Here is a 15,517-nt window from a genome sequence, read left to right as displayed (position 1 = left end):
TCGGGGACGAGGCCGCGGGCGGCGGTGGGGAAGGCGGCGAGGGTGAGCTGGCCGACGACGGAGCCGCGGTGGGCTTCGAGGTCGGCCTGGGCCTGCTCGACGAGGGAGAGGATGCGTTCGGCGTGCGCGACGAGGAGTTCGGCGGCGTCGGTGAGGCGGACGCCGCGGCCGTTGCGCTCGAGGAGTTTCTGGCCGGTCTCGCGTTCGAGCTTGGCGAGCTGCTGGGAGACGGCGGAGGTGGTGACGTGCAGGACGTCGGCGGCGGCGCTGACCGAGCCGTAGGTCGCCACGGAGTGCAGGGCGCGCAGCCGTTCCAGATCGAGCATGAAGCAACCCTAAAGCGAAGGGTCGAGAACTTCTAGCTTGTGCTTAAACACGTCGGGTGCCGATGATCGGCGCATGAGTCCGCGCCACGCCCCGCCGATCAGCATAGTCCCGCCCTTCCCCGCCGTCCGCCGGACCGGGACGGGGTGACCCCCGTGTTCCGCGGGGTGTACCCGTCGCTGGTGACGCCGTTCGCGGGCGGCGCGGTGGACGAGGGGTCGCTGGAGCGGCTCGCCGCGCGGTGCCTGGACGGCGGCGCCGCGGGGCTCGTCGCGCTCGGCACGACGGGGGAGGCGGCGCTGCTGGCCCCGGACGAGCGGACGGCCGTGCTGGCGGTGTGCCGGACGGTGTGCGACGAGTACGGGGTGCCGCTCATCGCCGGCGCCGGGTCGATGGGCACCGAGGCGACGATCGCGGAGGCCCGGAGCCTCGAAGTGTTCGCGGACGCGCTGCTCGTCGTCGTCCCGTACTACCTGCGGCCGTCGGACGAGGGGGTCGTCGGGCATTTCGCGGCGGTCGCGGCGGCCGCGGACGTCCCGGTCATCGCCTACAACGTGCCGTACCGGACGGGGAAGCGGCTCTCGGCGGAGACGCTCCTGCGGGTGCTGGACGCCGTCGCGGCCGTCAAGCACTGCCCCGGCGGCATCGACGGCGACACGCTCGCGCTGCTCGCGGCGGACGCGGGCGGGGACGTCCTCGCGGGCGACGACGCCTACCTGTACCCGATGATGCGGCTGGGCGCGTCCGGGGGCGTGACGGCGTCCGCGTGCCTGGCGCCGGGCGCGTTCGCGGAGCTGGCGCGGGCGGACGGCGAGCGGGGGCGGGAGCTGCACGGCGCGCTGCTGCCGCTGGTGGACGCGCTGTTCGCGGAGCCGTCGCCGAGCGTGCTGAAGGCGTGCCTGGCCGAGCTGGGCGTCATCGACGACCCGGCGGTGCGCGCGCCGCTGCGCGCGCCCCGGCCGGAGAACGTCGAACGGGCCCTGGAGGCGCTCCCCTAGCCGCGGGCGGCGCCGGCGGCGGCGCGGGCGGCGTGCGGGAGGGCGTCCAGGACGCGGGAGATCGCCGCGTCGTCGTGCGCGGCGGACAGGAACCAGACCTCGAACGCGGACGGCGGCAGGTACACGCCGTGCTCCAGCATCGCGTGGAAGAACGCCGCGTAGGCCGCGGAGTCCTGGCGCTGGGCGGCGGCGAAGTCGCCGACCGGCTCGTCGGTGAAGAAGACCGAGAAGAGGTTCCCGGCGTTCTGCGGGCGGTGCGGGACGCCTTCCTTCGCGAGGGCCTCGGACGCGGCCTTCAGGACGGTCGCGGCGTTCGCGTCGATCGCGGCGTAGACGTCGTCGGTCGCGTTGCGGAGGGTGGCGAGCCCGGCGGCGGTCGCGAGCGGGTTCCCGGAGAGGGTGCCGGCCTGGTAGACGGGGCCGGCCGGGGCGAGGCGGTCCATGATGTCGGCGCGGCCGCCGAACGCGGCGGCGGGCAGCCCGCCGCCCATGACCTTCCCGTACGTCACGAGGTCGCCCGCGACGCCCTCCAGCCCGTACCAGCCGGACCGGGACGCCCGGAAGCCGGTGAGCACCTCGTCGACGACCAGCAGCGCGCCGTGGCGCTCGCAGAGCCGCTTGAGGAGGGCGTTGAAGTCGGGCAGCGGCGGGACGACGCCCATGTTGCAGGGCACGGCCTCGGTGATCACGCACGCGATGTCGTGGCCGTGCTCGTCGAAGGCGAGTTCCACGGCGGCGACGTCGTTGTACGGCAGGACGATCGTGTCCGCGGTCGTCGCGCCCGTCACGCCGGGGGTGTCGGGGAGGCCGAACGTGGCGACGCCGGAGCCGGCGGCGGCGAGCAGGGAGTCGACGTGCCCGTGGTAGCAGCCCGCGAACTTCACGACCTTCGGGCGGGACGTGAACCCGCGCGCCAGCCGGATCGCCGACATGGTCGCCTCGGTGCCGGAGTTCACCAGCCGCACCTTCTCCACCGGGGTGCGGGCGGTGATCTCCTCGGCGAGCTCCACCTCGCCGGGTGTGGGCGCGCCGTAGGACGTCCCGTGCGCGGCGGCCTCGCGGACGGCGTCGACGACCGCGGGGTGGGCGTGCCCGAGGATCATCGGGCCCCACGAGCAGACGAGGTCGACGTACTCGTTGCCGTCCGCGTCGGTCAGGTAGGGGCCGCGCGCGGACGCCATGAAGCGGGGCGTGCCGCCGACGGCCCCGAAGGCCCGGACCGGCGAGTTCACGCCGCCGGGGACGACCCCGCCGGCACGCTCGAACAACTGCTGGGAGCGATCGGTTCCAGTCACGGTTCCATCCTGTCAGTTGCAGTTCGGCGACTTGCCTTGACCTCGCCGGGCACGGGCCTATATTCCACCAAGTGACGACATCGGCGCCCGTTCCGGCGCCTTTCCCCTTTCACCGGCGATCAGCCGTATCGAGGAGTGGCTTTCAACGTGGTCGACGGCTGGACGGTCCCGGGCTTCACGCACGAACGGGAACTGGGCGGCGGCGCATTCGGCAGGGTGGCACTGGCGGTCGACGACACCACCGGCACCCGGGTCGCGATCAGGTACCTGGACCGGCGGCTCATCGACGACCCGTCGTTCATGGCGCGGTTCGGCGAGCGGGCGCGCACGCTCACGCAGGTCGAGGACCCCAACGTCGTCGACGTCTATGACTTCGTGACCGCCGCCGAGGGCGCGGCGCTCGTCATGCAGCACGTCGAGGGCGTGAGCCTGCGCCGCGTCCTGGCGGTGCAGGGTCCCGTGGGGCCGCTCGCGGCGCTGTCCACGCTCGGCGGGATGCTGCTGGGGCTGGCGGCGGCGCACGACCGCGAGATCGTGCACGGCGCCGTGCGTCCGTCCGACGTGCTCGTGGACGGGCAGGGCAACGCGGTGGTGGGCGACTTCGCGCTCGCGCCGCCGGGCGCGGAGGCGCAGACGGCGCCGCCGTACGCGGCGCCCGAGCTGTGGGAGGGCGCGCCCGCGACCGTCGCGACCGACGTATACGCCGCGACCGCCGTGTTCTTCGAGTGCCTCACGGGGCGGCCGCCGTTCGCCGGGCGCAACATGGCGCGGCTGCACCGGGAGGGGCCGATCCCGGTGGAGGAGGTCCCGGGGCCGCTCCGCGACCTGCTGCGGAAGGGGCTCGCGAAGGACGCGGCGGAGCGGCCGGCGTCCGTCGCGGACTTCATCACCGCCCTCGAAGAGGCGGCGATCTCCGCGTACGGGCCGTCCTGGGAGGCGCAGGGCCGCGGCCGGCTCACCGAGCTGGCGGCGGAGGCGGCGCGGCGCCCCGAGCCGAAGAAGTCGTCCCGCGGGACGGGCCGCAACGCGATCGTGGCGGCGGGGGCGGACCGGCCGGGCCGCGGGTCGCGGACGCGCTGGATCGCGGCGGGCGCCGCGACCCTCGCGGTGATCGCGGGGGCGGCGGTGGCGGTGCCGATGCTGACCGGCGGCGAGGACCCCGCGCCGGTCGCCGCGCCGCCCACCCCGGCGCAGCAGAGCACGAGCCCGCAGCCGGTCCTGCCGGAGGGCGGCGTGGACCCGGCGCCGCTCGTCGCGCGGATCGAGCAGGCGACCGCGCAGGCGCCGGGCGCGAAGTTCGACTTCGCGCGGGACGGCGAGGGCGCCGTCCGGGCCAAGGGGACGTTCGCGGTGGTGCCGGGCGCCCTGCCGTCGTACGCGATGACGGTCCGGGGGACGGGCGAGACGAAGAGCGCGGGCAAGACCATCGTGGTCGGCGACCGGTTCCACGGCGAGGTGTCGCGCAAGTGGCGGCCGCTGCCGGGGAACCACCCGTACGCCGCGCTGACCGAGCAGGTCCGCCGGGGCAGCTCGGTCGCGACCGTGACGTCGCTGCTGCGCACCGCGACCGAGCTGCGCAAGGACGGGGACGTCTACAAGGGCGCGGCGCCCGCGGCGGCGCTCGCGCAGGTCCCGAACGTGGGCCCGCTGTACGCGTCCCTCACCCGGACGACCGGTGCCGCGACGGTCGACTTCGCGATCCGGCTCGACCGGCTGAACCGGCCCGCGGCGCTGTGGCTGCGCGCCGGGCAGGCGAAGGCGAAGCACGCCGTGCTGCAGACGACGTACGCCGACTGGGGCGGCAAGGACGTGAAGGCGCCCCGCTAGGCATGCCGCGGGCCCCCGGAATCCGGCGCGATTCCGGGGGCCCGCCGTTCGGGGGGCGGCTACCTGGTCAGGAGCCGCCCGGGTAGTTCGGGTTGTTGGCGTCGGGGATCTGGATGCTGATCGGGAAGTCGGCGCCCGACAGGACGAGCAGGGCGCCGAGGCGGAGGATCTCGTCGAAGGCCCAGTAGACCCGCTGCAGGACGCCGGGGGCGTCCTCGAGCTCCAGCAGGCCCTCGCGGACGGCGATGAACGGCTCCCAGGCCGTCTCGAAGACCGCGTCCCAGAACGGCTCCCGCGGGATCTTCAGCCAGCCGGCGATCTCGTCGCCGAGCACGTAGCGGGTGAGCGCTCCCAGGATGGGCTTGGTGATGTACTTGAGGGGGCCGCCCGGGACGATCGTGCCGAGGTTGAGGAGCATGTCGGCGAGCTTGATGCCCTCGGGCGTCGGCGCGAGGATCGGCGTCAGGACCTGCGCGGCCTGCGAGTCCGCCTCCGCCCACGAGTTCGGGATGTACTCTTCCTTGATCCCGAGCATGTAGGCGCAGAGCTGCCACGAGTGCAGGAACGCCTCGGACTCGTTCGCCGGGATCGGCACCTTCCACTTCTTCAGGTTCTGCATGACGGTCGTCGGCAGGCTGTGCCAGGTGACCATCATGTCGGCCTGGCTGATCGGGATCTCCTCGTCGGCGACCTTCGACCAGTGGGGGGACTGCGGCAGCAGGTGGCGGACGCCCGCGTGCGCCAGCCGCGTCTTGACGCAGGTGACGATCATCTCGCCGTCGGCCCGGTAGGCGTTCGACGTGCCGATGTCGTAGCCGAGCTTGGCGGTCTTGGTGATGCGGTCCCGCATGTCCGCACCGCCCTTGGAGTAGTACACGGCGCGCGCCTCGCGGGGGATGACCGTGCTCATCATCCCGCTGGCGAAGCCGTAGGTGACGCCGAGGTAGAGCCCGCGCTTCTCGTTGAAGTTCGTCGCGACGTCGAGCTTGCCCTCGTCGGCCCAGGACGGCAGCTGCCTGGCCTGCTCCATGAAGCCGCGCAGTTCCGACGGCAGCGACCTGGAGAGCGTCTGGCCGTTCTTGGTCCACTTGCGCAGTTCGCGGTTGACGGCCGACGTGTGGCCGCTCTCGATGATGTCGGCGACGATCGGGTCGACCACGTCGTCCCACACGCCCCGGGGGTCGGCGCCCGCCCCCGCGCCTGCCACCGACCCCTTGGGGGACCAGGTCCACAGTGTGCTCGCGTGCGCGGGCGTGGCGACGCTCAGCGCGCCCAGCGCGCCCAGCGTCCCGCCCGCCGCCAGCATCTTCCGCCTGCTGAGTTCGTCCATGCCATCGTCCTCCTCGGGGTGAGCATCCGTTGATACGCTGATACATGGTTTGCATCCGTGTATCATCGGTGGCAGACCCATAACAGCACACGGTTTCAGCCGAAACAAGACCCGATTTGGTGTAATTACTGGCGAGAAGAGAACTATCAGCCCTCTTGGGAGGAAACGTGGACTCTGAGCAGGTCTCCGCCGTCGTGGCGGCCTCAGGTCCCGAGTCGTTGCTCGAACGCGCCTACACCGACGCCGTCGAACGGGTCGACGATCCCGACGAGACCCGTGCGCGCGTCCTCGACGCCGCGTCCGAGCAGTTCTCCCGGATGGGCGTCCAGCGCTCCACCATGGAGGACGTCGCGAAACGCGCCGGGGTCTCGCGGATCACGGTATACCGGCGGTTCGCCACGAAGGACGCACTGGTCGAACAGGTGGTGCGGCGCGAGCTGCGCCGCTACTTCGACCGGTTCCTCGTCGACATACAGCGCGCCGAGACCGCCGCCGACCGGGTGGTGCTGGGCTTCGTCAGCTCGCTGCGCGCCATCCAGCGGAACCCGCTGATCGGCGGGCTGATCACCGCCGAGCCGGACTGGCTCGTCCCGTCCATGGTCAGCGACGGCGGGCAGACGCTCGCGGTCGTCCGGCAGTTCGTCGCCGGGCAGCTCCGCCGCGAGCAGCGCGCCGGCAACGTCCCGGACGGCCTCGACACCGACCTCGTGGCCGAGATGATGGTCCGCGTCTCCGCGTCGTTCCTGGCGATCCCGAGCCTGGTCATCGACCTCGACGACGACGAGCAGCTCGCCATGGTGGCCCGCCGCTTCCTGGTGCCGATGCTCCAGGGCTGACCGCCGGGGGCCGGGTCGGGGCCCCGGGGGGGCTCAGCCCACGGCGTCCGAGAGCACCTCCAGGAGCCGCAGGGGGTCGGGAAGGGAGGTCTGGGGCGGCCGGACCCACGCGGTCTCGCGCCCGTAGGGCAGGACGGTCGGCGGCGCGACGACGTAGCTGTCGCGGCAGTGCCAGCGCATCCCCGGGGTCTCGGCGACGTCCTCCGGGGAGCAGTCGAGATGGCACGACCACCATTCGTCCTCGTCGACGGGGGCGCCGCGGGTGCTGACGAAGAACAGCATGCGCTCGGCGCCGACCGCCGCGACGGGCCCGACGGGCAGGTCGTCGCGCTCGATGCGGGCGAGCGCGCGGTGCCCGGCGGCGGCGGGGATGTCGAGGACGTCGAACACGCGCCCGGTCGGCAGGATGATCCCCGCCTGGGGGCGGTCGGCCCACCAGCGTTTCAGCACCTCGGCGTCCACGCTGGCCTGAAGGCCCCAGGTGGCGGACACGGGATGCGCGGCGGGGTCGGGGCAGCCGACGCGGTCGCAGGAGCAGGCGCGGTCGCCCCCGACGGGGGCGTGCGCCCCGGGTACGCAGGGCCAGCCGAGGCCGGCGTAGCCGAGGGCCGCCGTGAGCATCCGTTCGCGCGCCGCCCTGTTCCGCCTGTACCCCGACACCGCCAGCATGAGCGCCCCCCAATGCGAGTTCCTGTATCGATGATGCCTCGGGGAGCACGGGCCAGGCACGCCAACCCCCGGAATCGGCCCGAACGCGTTACGCGGTGAGGCCGCGCGCCACCTCGGTCGCCCAGTAGGTGAGCACGATGTCGGCGCCCGCACGGCGGATCGACAGCAGCGACTCCATGATCGTCCGCTCCCGGTCCAGCCAGCCCTTCTCGGCGGCGGCCTCGATCATCGCGTACTCGCCGCTGACCTGGTACGCCACGACGGGCACGTCGACGGCGTCGCGGACGCGGCGGATGACGTCCAGGTAGGCGCCCGCGGGCTTCACCATGACCATGTCGGCGCCCTCGTCGAGGTCGAGGAACACCTCGCGGAGGGCCTCGTCGGCGTTCGCCGGGTCCTGCTGGTGGGTGGACCGGTCGCCGAACCGCGGCGCGCACTCGGCCGCGTCCCGGAACGGGCCGTAGAAGGCGGACGAGTACTTCGCCGAGTACCCCATGATCGAGACCTCCGGGTACCCGGCGCCGTCGAGCGCCTCCCGGATCGCGCCGACCTGGCCGTCCATCATGCCGCTCGGGCCGAGGACGGCCGCCCCGGCCGCCGCCTGCGCCACCGCGATGGACGCGTAGCGCCGCAGCGTCGCGTCGTTGTCGATCTCGCCGCTCTGGGTGAGGACGCCGCAGTGCCCGTGGTCGGTGTACTCGTCGAGGCACAGGTCCGTCATCACGACGGTCGAGTCGCCGACGTCCGACACCAGGTCGCGCAGCGCGAGCTGCACGATGCCCGCCGGGTCGTCGGCGGCCGAGCCCTCGCCGTCCTTCACCGCGGGGATCCCGAACAGGATGATCCCGCCGACGCCCGCCTCGACCGCGTCGTGCGCCGCCTTGCGCAGGCTGTCGCGGGTGTGCTGGTACACGCCCGGCATGGACGCGACGGGCTGCGGCGCGTCGATGCCCTCCTTGACGAACATCGGCAGGACGAGCTCGGCGGGGCTCAGCCGCGTCTCGGCCACCATCCGGCGCAGCGCCGGGGTGCGGCGCAGCCGGCGGGGCCGCGCGGCGGGGAACTGTGCGGTCATCGCTCTTCTCTCCTGGGCGCGTGGAGGCTACTTGCGGCGGCGGGCGCCCCGGCGCATCTGGGACGGCTTGCGCAGCGGGTCGCCGTTCTCGATCTGCGTCGCCCGGCGCTTCGCACCGTACTCGGCGAGCGCCTCCGCGAGGGCGGAAACGGACGGCTTGGGCGCCATGACGTCGACGCGCAGCCCGTACTCCTCGGCGGTCTTCGCGGTCTGCGGGCCGATCACCGCGATGACGGTCACGTTGTGCGGCTTCCCGGCGATCCCGATGAGGTTCTTCACCGTGGACGACGACGTGAACAGCACGGCGTCGAACCCGCCGCCCTTGATCGCCTCGCGGATCGGCGCGGGCGGCGGCGCGGCCCGGACCGTCCGGTAGGCGGTGACGTCCTCGCACTCCCAGCCGAGGTCGGTGAGCCGGGCGATGAGGGTGTCGGTGGCGATGTCGGCGCGCGGCAGCAGCACCCGGTTGATGGGGTCGAGGTCCTCGTCGTAGGGCGGCCACACCTCGGCCAGGCCCTCCCCGGACTGCTGCCCCTCGGGCGTCAGGTCCGGCACGACGCCGAACTCGACGAGCGCGGCGGCGGTCTGCTCGCCGACGGCCGCGACCTTCAGGCCGGCGAACGCGCGGGCGTCCAGCCCGTAGTCGGTGAACTTCTCCCGGATCGCCTTGACCGCGTTGGTCGAGGTGAACACGACCCACTCGTACCGTCCGGTGACGAGGCCCTTGACGGCGCGGTCCATCTGCTGGGGGGTGCGGGGCGGCTCGACGGAGATCGTCGGGACCTCGTCGGGGACGGCCCCGTACCCGCGGAGCTGGTCCGACAGGGACGCCGCCTGCTCCTTGGTGCGCGGCACCAGGACCCGCCAGCCGAACAGCGGCTTCGTCTCGAACCAGGACAGCCGGTCGCGGTACTTCACCACGTCCCCCACGATGATCATCGCGGGGTGCTCCATGCCCTTGGTGTCGGACGCCAGCTTGTGCAGGGTCGACACGACGGTCTCCTGCTCGGTGGTGGTGCCGAGGCTCGTCATCGCCGCGGGGGTGCGGTCGGAGCGGCCGGCGGCGACCAGGCCCTTGCAGGTGTCGGCGACCGCGCCCTCGGCGCCGAGGATCACCAGCGTCGCCGACGGGTCGGCGTAGGCCGTCCAGTCGACGCCGCCGCGGGACGCGTCGACGACGCGGACCTCGCGGTGGTCGGGGTCGGTCAGCGGGATCCCGGCGTAGCCCGGGACGCCCGTCACCGCGGACACCCCCGGGACGACCTCGAACGGCACCCCGGCCTTCGCGAGCGCGGCGCCCTCGGCGGCGAGCCCGCAGCCGAGCCCCGGGTCGCCCTGGAACAGCCGGACGACGCGGCGCCCGGCCTTCGCGGCGCGGGACGCGAGCTTCACCGGGTCGCCCTCGGCGGTGTCGACGATCTCGGCGTCGGGACGGCAGTGCGCGAGCACGTCGGCGGGGCAGTGCTCCCGGCTGACGATGACGGTCTCGGCGTTCTCCAGCTCCGCCGCGGCGCGCAGGGTCAGCAGCCCGGGGTCGCCCGGGCCCATGCCGACGATCGCGACGGTGCCCGGGTCGGCGGTCCGGCGGGAGGGCGGGACGCCGGCGCCCGTCCGCGCGGGGCCCGTGCGGGCGGGGATCTGGCTAGCGGGGCTCAATCTCGCTCCCCCATCAACTGGTCGGCCCCCTGGGCGAGCAGCCGGTCCGCGAGGTCGCGTCCGATCTGCTCGGCCGCATCCGGGTGGCCGCTTGCGGACATCCGAATCTGGCGGCTCCCGTCGTAGGCGGCGACGGTCGCGGTCAGATGCAGCGATTCATCAACTTCGGCAGCGTATGTTCCCACGGGCGCCGAGCACCCGCCCTCCAGGACGGCCAGCACCGTCCGCTCGGCGGTGACGGCCGCCCGGGTCGCCCGGTCGTCGAGCGCGCCGAGCAGCTCGATGAGGTCGGTCCGGTCGGCGCGGCACTCCAGCGCCAGCGACCCCTGCCCGGGGGCGGGCAGCATCTGGTCCGGGTCGAACACCTCGGCGACCGCGTCGAGCCGCCCGATGCGGCGCAGCCCGGCGTGCGCGAGGACGACCGCGTCCAGCTCGCCGTCGGTCACCTTGCCGAGCCGGGTGGGCGCGTTGCCGCGGATCGGGACGACCTCGAGGTCGGGGCGCAGCGCGCGCAGCTGCGCGACGCGGCGCGGCGAGCCGGTGCCGACGCGGGCGCCGTGCGGCAGGTCGGCGAGCTTCGCGGGGCCGCACAGCGCGTCGCGGGCGTCGTCGCGGGCGGGCGTCGCGGCCAGCGCGATCCCGGGCGTCGCGGTCGTCGGCAGGTCCTTCAGCGAGTGCACCGCGAAGTCCACCTCGCCGGACAGCAGATTGTCGCGCAGTTCGTTGACGAAGACCCCCGTGCCCCCGATCTGGGCGAGCAGCGCCTTGGAGACATCACCATGCGTGGTTACCCCGACGAGCTCCACGGCATGCCCCGTACGCTGCGTCAATGCGTCGGCGACGCCCTGGGACTGCGTCATGGCCATCAAGCTCTTGCGGGTGCCGAGCCGCAGCGGGCGCCCCGCGCCCGATTCCGTCCCGGTGCCTGCCGTAGTCAATGCCTCACTCCGCTCACGATTCGTCTCCGTTCCGGGGCGCCGCGTCGCGCGCGCTCACCGCGCGGACGCTCGCCGCACGCGCGGCGACGTCCTCCACGGTGGTGGTGCTGACGCAGTCGGCCTCGGCGCAGTCCGCCGCCGTCGCCGCCGGTGCGGGCGCCGCCGCCGCGGCCCCCGTCTCCTCCACCGTACGCGCGGACCCGCTCCAGGGGGGAGCGCCGCTCCCCGCGGCCGGACCGGGGCGCGCTTCGCCGTCCCCGGCGCCGCCCTCCCCGATGTCGGCGCGGGCGACGGCCTCGGGCGCCTTCGGGTCCAGGTCGAACAGCTCGCGGAGCGCGTCGGCGTAGGAGTCGCCGCCGGGGGCGGCCGCGAGCTCCTTGACCCGGACGGTCGGCGCGTGCAGCAGCTTGTCGACGACGCGCCGCACGGTCTGCGCGATCTCCTTGCGGTCGCGGTCGTCCAGGTCGGGGAGGCGTCCGGTGAGCCGGGCCAGCTCGGCGTCGACGACGCCCGCGGCCTTGGCGCGCAGCGCGACGACGGTCGGCGCGACGGCGGCGGCGCGGGCGGCCGACAGGTACGCGGCGACCTCGTCGTGCACGATCCGGCGGACGGCCTCGACGGCGCGGGGCCCGACGGCGTGCGCGGCCTCCTCGGCGGTGCTCAGGTCGTCCAGCCCGGCGAGCGCGACGCCCGGCAGGTCGCGGACGGCCCGGTCGATGTCGTGCGGGAGGGCGAGGTCGAGCAGGAAGCGGGCGCGGCCGTCGGCGCCCGCGCCGGCCGCGGCGAGCCGCCCGGCGGTCAGGACCAGGCCGGTCGCGCCGGTGCAGGACACGATCAGGTCGGCGTCCGCGAGCGCGGCGTCGAGGTCGGTGAGGTCGACGGCGCGGGCGGGCACGTCGAGCGACGCGGCGAGCCGGACGGCGTTCGCGCGCGTCCGGTTGGCGATCACGACCTCGCGGGCCCCGGCGCGGCTCAGCGTCGCGGCGGCCAGCGAGCTCATCGACCCGGCGCCGACGACGAGCGCGCGGACCCCGTCCAGCGGGCCGAGGTGCCGGACGGCGACGTCGAGGCCGACGCTGACCAGCGACGCGCCCGCCTGGTCGATGCCGGTCTCGTGGTGGGCGCGCTTGCCGACGCGCAGCGCCTGCTGCAGGACGTCGTGGAGGTCGCGGCCGAGCGTCCCCTCGTCCTGCGCGAGCCGGAACGCCTGCCGCAGCTGCCCGAGGATCTGCCCCTCGCCGACGACCATGGACTCCAGCCCGCACGCCACCGCGAACGCGTGCTGGACGGCCCGCTCCTCGTAGTGGACGTACAGGTGCCGGGACAGGTCCTCCAGGGGGACGCCGGAGTGCAGCGCCATCAGCTCGGAGATCGCGGAGACGCCGCCGTGGAACTTGTCCACGACCGCGTACACCTCGACCCGGTTGCAGGTCGACACGATCGCCGCCTCGGCGACGTTCGCGGACTCGTGCACCGCGTGCAGCAGCTTGGCCAGGTCGTCTCCGGTCACCGCCGCCCGTTCGAGCAGCGCCACGGGGGCGCTCCGGTGACTCAGCCCCACCACCAACACACTCATGTGAACTCCGCTGTTCGCCCTACTCGCTCCGCACCGCTCCCGACGGAGCCGCGCCCCCCTGACGGCCCGCCGCGCCGAACGTCCCGCGCAACGTTCAACAACCGGCGCCCGTCTGCTCGTCCTGTTACCTCGGTCACACCGTTCAAGCGTCCACCGCCTCGACGTACTGCGTCGTGCCGGGGGGCGTCTCGTCGGCGTCGAGCGGGCCGAGGCCGTCCGGCCCGCCCGCCTTGCGCTGCTCGTGGAACGCGAGAATCTGCAGTTCTATGGACAGGTCGACCTTGCGCACGTCGACCTCGTCGGGGACGGTCAGCACGACCGGCGCGAAATTCAGGACGCTCGTCACGCCCGCGGCCACGACGCGGTCGCACACGCCCTGGGCGGCGGCCGCGGGGGTCGCGATCACGGCGATGGAGACGCCGTGGTCCGCGATGACGTCCTCCAGCCGGTCGATGTGCTCCACGGTCTTGCCGTAGATCTCCTGGCCGACGATGGACTCGTCCGCGTCGAGCAGGCCCGCCACCCGGAAGCCGCGGGACGCGAATCCGCCGTAGCCGGCCAGTGCCCGGCCCAGGTTACCGACACCGATGATGGCGACCACCCAGTCCTGGGTGAGTCCTAGCTCACGGGAGATCTGGTAGACCAGGTACTCGACCTCGTACCCGACGCCGCGCGTCCCGTAGGAGCCGAGGTGCGACAGGTCCTTGCGCAGTTTCGCCGAGTTCACCCCGGCGGCGGCGGCGAGTTCCTCGGACGACACGGTCGCCACGCCGCGCTCCTGCAGTCCGGTGAGCGCGCGCAGGTAGACGGGCAGGCGCGCCACGGTCGCTTCGGGGATGCCGCGCTCGGCGCGGTCGCGGTTCTGTCGAGATGTCACGGCCTGCTCTTCGGGGCTCGACGCTGGGGACGGGGCGGGACCCCCTGACCCCGGCTCGCGGCCGGGCCTCCCGGCCCGATGCGCGCATCGGGACCGGCCGCCCCAGGGCTGTCAACCAGGTTAAGCCTTTGTGAATACGCGCACAAAGTCACCCCCCGGTTCACGGCCGTGACCGTTTTACCGGCACTCGCTCCAAAAGCCTGCTATCTGCGGCATTTCCGAGCTTTCAGGGTACGTCAGTAATCACTTACATGGCGAGAGGGTGTGACCGACGACATTCCCGGACGCCCCGCCGCACAGGGCGATCGGCGGCCCCGGAAGGGCCGCGCGGGCGAACGGGATCAGCCCCGTTCGCGAACTTCCGTGATCGCGGTGCGCAGGCGGTTCTCGTCGACGCGCCAGAAGTCGTGCTGAACGCCGTTGATCAGCGTGACCGGAATCTGCTCCCAGTACTGCCGCGTGTCCTCTTCCGACGCGGTGATGTCGCGTTCCTCCACCCGCACCCCCATGTCGGCCGCGACCCGCTCGATGACCGCGCGGGCGTCGTCGCAGAGGTGGCAGCCGGGCTTGCCGAGCAGCGTCACGACGACGTCGCCGCCCGGACGGCCGGACGCACCGTCCATCGTCACCTCCGGGGCCGTTCGGGCGCGGGCAGCGGCGGCACCTTGTGCGCGCCGAGCTTCAACTCGATCACGTTCGTCGCCAGCACGTGCGTCCGCGACTCCGCCAGGAACCGCTTCAGGTGCGGCTGGCGCCGGTGCGCGTCGAACGCGGCCTCGTCGCGGAACAGCTGGTACAGGATCCGCTGCGTGGAACTGCCGACCACCTCGTGCACGGCGCACACCACGGTGTCGGGCTCGGCGGCGCGCGCCGCCTTCACCAGCTCCGCGGCGAGCCGGTCGAACGCGCTCTCGCGCCCGTCCAGCAGCGTGTAGACGGTGATCTGGCCGCATGCGGCCGACAGGTCGCCGGCGGGACGGCCCGCGACGGCCGGCGCGGGCGCGCCCGGGTTCGCGGCGAGCGCCGCGGCGGCGGCCAGCGTCGAGTCGTCCAGCCCGTCGACGGCGGTCGCCCCCGCCGGGCCCTCCGGAAGCGGCTGCGCCCCGGACGGCTCCGGGAACCGCAGCTCCTCCGACGGCTGCTCGGGGAACCGCAGCTCGCCGCGGCGGCCGCCCGGGCGGTTGTCGGCGGGCGGCGTCGGCGCCGGAACGGGCTCGGCGGCGGCCCGCCGCCGACCCTCGTACGCGGGCTCCTCGTAGCCGGTCGCGGGCTCGTCCACGTACTCCCCGTCGAAGTCGTCGTCGTAGAAGTCGTCCTCGTCGTCGTAGACGGGGATCGTGCGCATCGAGCCGTACCAGACCAGCCCGGCCGCGCCGCCGAGCGCGATCGCCGCCAGCGGCCCGGGCAGGAACCCGCGGCTGCCGAAGAGCGCCAGCACCCCGGCGAGCGCCACCAGCGCCACCGGGATCAGCAGCTCGCCCGCCTCCCGGTCGCGCTTGCTCGCCATCCACGCGGTGAACGCGGTGCACGCCACCAGCCCCAACGTCGACACGACGTGCGCCCCGTCGACCAGCAGCAGCGGCAGCGCGTCGTAGGTGTCGCCGGGCTTCGGCAGCGACTTCCCGAGGTCGCCCTTGAGCGGGTCGAGCAGCAGGATGACGAGGGCGACGACCGTGTACGAGATGGTGAACAGCCAGGCCCCGAACCGCACCTGGACGAACCGGGCGATCAGCTCGATCATCCCGAGCATCAGCCACAGCGGGGCGAGCAGCGCCGCACCGATCTCCACGACGCGGAAGAACAGGCCGTTGAACCCCGCCAGGAAGCCCACGGCCATCGACAGCAGGGCGAGCGACAGCCCGACCTGGGTGAACGACCAGGCGATCAGGTAGAGCAGCCGGTCCTTGTATGCGCGCGAGACCAGCAGCCACGTGGCGACTAAGGCGCCGCAGGCCGCGAGAAGCGCGAGAAGAGCACTGACCATCGTGGCCTTATGGTGCCCGATGCCGGCCCCAGACAGGTAACCCACCACACCCCGACCCCCACCCGCGCCACCAGAAACCACGCGAACCGGCGGACGCCCGCCGTCCGCGTGGCGGACGAACGACCGACCGAC

At 73.7% G+C, this 15,517-nt stretch carries 14 protein-coding genes; 3 read left to right on the top strand and 11 right to left on the bottom strand.

From position 1 onward, the window contains the following. Window positions 1–326 (bottom strand): LysR family transcriptional regulator (locus DMH08_RS33055; protein WP_148108621.1); only part of this gene is annotated, 326 nt, incomplete at its 3' end. 153 nt (window positions 327–479) lie between these two features. Between DMH08_RS33055 and DMH08_RS33050 the strand changes: the two genes are divergently transcribed. After that, window positions 480–1,322, top strand: a complete 843-nt coding sequence (locus DMH08_RS33050; protein ID WP_034518769.1) for a dihydrodipicolinate synthase family protein — start codon at window positions 480–482, stop codon at window positions 1,320–1,322. Here the strand turns inward: DMH08_RS33050 and hemL are convergent. After that, entirely contained in the window at window positions 1,319–2,617 is a 1,299-nt protein-coding gene (hemL, locus tag DMH08_RS33045; RefSeq protein WP_026403294.1) for a glutamate-1-semialdehyde 2,1-aminomutase, read from the bottom strand. The genes DMH08_RS33050 and hemL overlap by 4 nt on opposite strands. A gap of 135 nt (window positions 2,618–2,752) precedes the next feature. On the opposite strand from hemL, the gene DMH08_RS33040 reads away from it, so the two are divergent. Further along, complete coding sequence (locus tag DMH08_RS33040; protein ID WP_125619948.1) at window positions 2,753–4,444, top strand: serine/threonine-protein kinase; 1,692 nt, start codon at window positions 2,753–2,755, stop codon at window positions 4,442–4,444. Window positions 4,445–4,511: 67 nt separating this feature from the next. On the opposite strand, the gene DMH08_RS33035 is transcribed toward DMH08_RS33040, so the two are convergent. Continuing rightward, a complete protein-coding gene (locus DMH08_RS33035) occupies window positions 4,512–5,774 on the bottom strand; it encodes an oxygenase MpaB family protein (protein WP_026403293.1) in 1,263 nt (420 codons plus the stop codon). 167 nt (window positions 5,775–5,941) lie between these two features. Between DMH08_RS33035 and DMH08_RS33030 the strand changes: the two genes are divergently transcribed. Further along, a complete protein-coding gene (locus tag DMH08_RS33030; RefSeq protein WP_051300889.1) occupies window positions 5,942–6,610 on the top strand; it encodes a TetR/AcrR family transcriptional regulator in 669 nt (222 codons plus the stop codon). A 33-nt stretch (window positions 6,611–6,643) separates the two neighbouring features. Here the strand turns inward: DMH08_RS33030 and DMH08_RS33025 are convergent, their stop codons facing one another. The 8 genes from DMH08_RS33025 to DMH08_RS32990 form a co-directional block, all read right to left on the bottom strand. Then, a complete protein-coding gene (locus DMH08_RS33025; protein ID WP_169528847.1) occupies window positions 6,644–7,231 on the bottom strand; it encodes a bifunctional DNA primase/polymerase in 588 nt (195 codons plus the stop codon). Window positions 7,232–7,367: 136 nt separating this feature from the next. Then, window positions 7,368–8,354, bottom strand: a complete 987-nt coding sequence (gene hemB, locus DMH08_RS33020) for a porphobilinogen synthase (protein ID WP_026403290.1) — start codon at window positions 8,352–8,354, stop codon at window positions 7,368–7,370. Window positions 8,355–8,381: 27 nt separating this feature from the next. Continuing rightward, window positions 8,382–9,911, bottom strand: coding sequence for a uroporphyrinogen-III synthase (locus DMH08_RS33015; protein ID WP_267898590.1), 1,530 nt, complete (start codon window positions 9,909–9,911; stop codon window positions 8,382–8,384). Window positions 9,912–10,006: 95 nt separating this feature from the next. Continuing rightward, window positions 10,007–10,876 (bottom strand): hydroxymethylbilane synthase, encoded by an 870-nt coding sequence (hemC, locus tag DMH08_RS33010; RefSeq protein ID WP_125619950.1) that lies wholly within the window; start codon window positions 10,874–10,876, stop codon window positions 10,007–10,009. Window positions 10,877–10,961: 85 nt separating this feature from the next. Continuing rightward, entirely contained in the window at window positions 10,962–12,524 is a 1,563-nt protein-coding gene (locus tag DMH08_RS33005; RefSeq protein WP_125619946.1) for a glutamyl-tRNA reductase, read from the bottom strand. 142 nt (window positions 12,525–12,666) lie between these two features. Continuing rightward, the gene (locus DMH08_RS33000) at window positions 12,667–13,401 is read right to left on the bottom strand and encodes a redox-sensing transcriptional repressor Rex (protein ID WP_034518656.1); all 735 of its coding nucleotides are present in this window, start codon (window positions 13,399–13,401) and stop codon (window positions 12,667–12,669) included. 341 nt (window positions 13,402–13,742) lie between these two features. Then, window positions 13,743–14,024, bottom strand: coding sequence for a glutaredoxin family protein (locus tag DMH08_RS32995; protein WP_026403287.1), 282 nt, complete (start codon window positions 14,022–14,024; stop codon window positions 13,743–13,745). Window positions 14,025–14,026: 2 nt separating this feature from the next. Then, window positions 14,027–15,385, bottom strand: a complete 1,359-nt coding sequence (locus DMH08_RS32990; RefSeq protein ID WP_026403286.1) for a putative quinol monooxygenase — start codon at window positions 15,383–15,385, stop codon at window positions 14,027–14,029. Window positions 15,386–15,517 lie beyond the last annotated feature (132 nt).

The organism is Actinomadura sp. WAC 06369 (assembly GCF_003947565.1).
Classification (GTDB): domain Bacteria; phylum Actinomycetota; class Actinomycetes; order Streptosporangiales; family Streptosporangiaceae; genus Spirillospora; species Spirillospora rifamycini.
The sequence above is the reverse complement of the archived record's forward strand: the minus strand, read 5'-3'. Positions and strand labels throughout refer to the sequence as shown.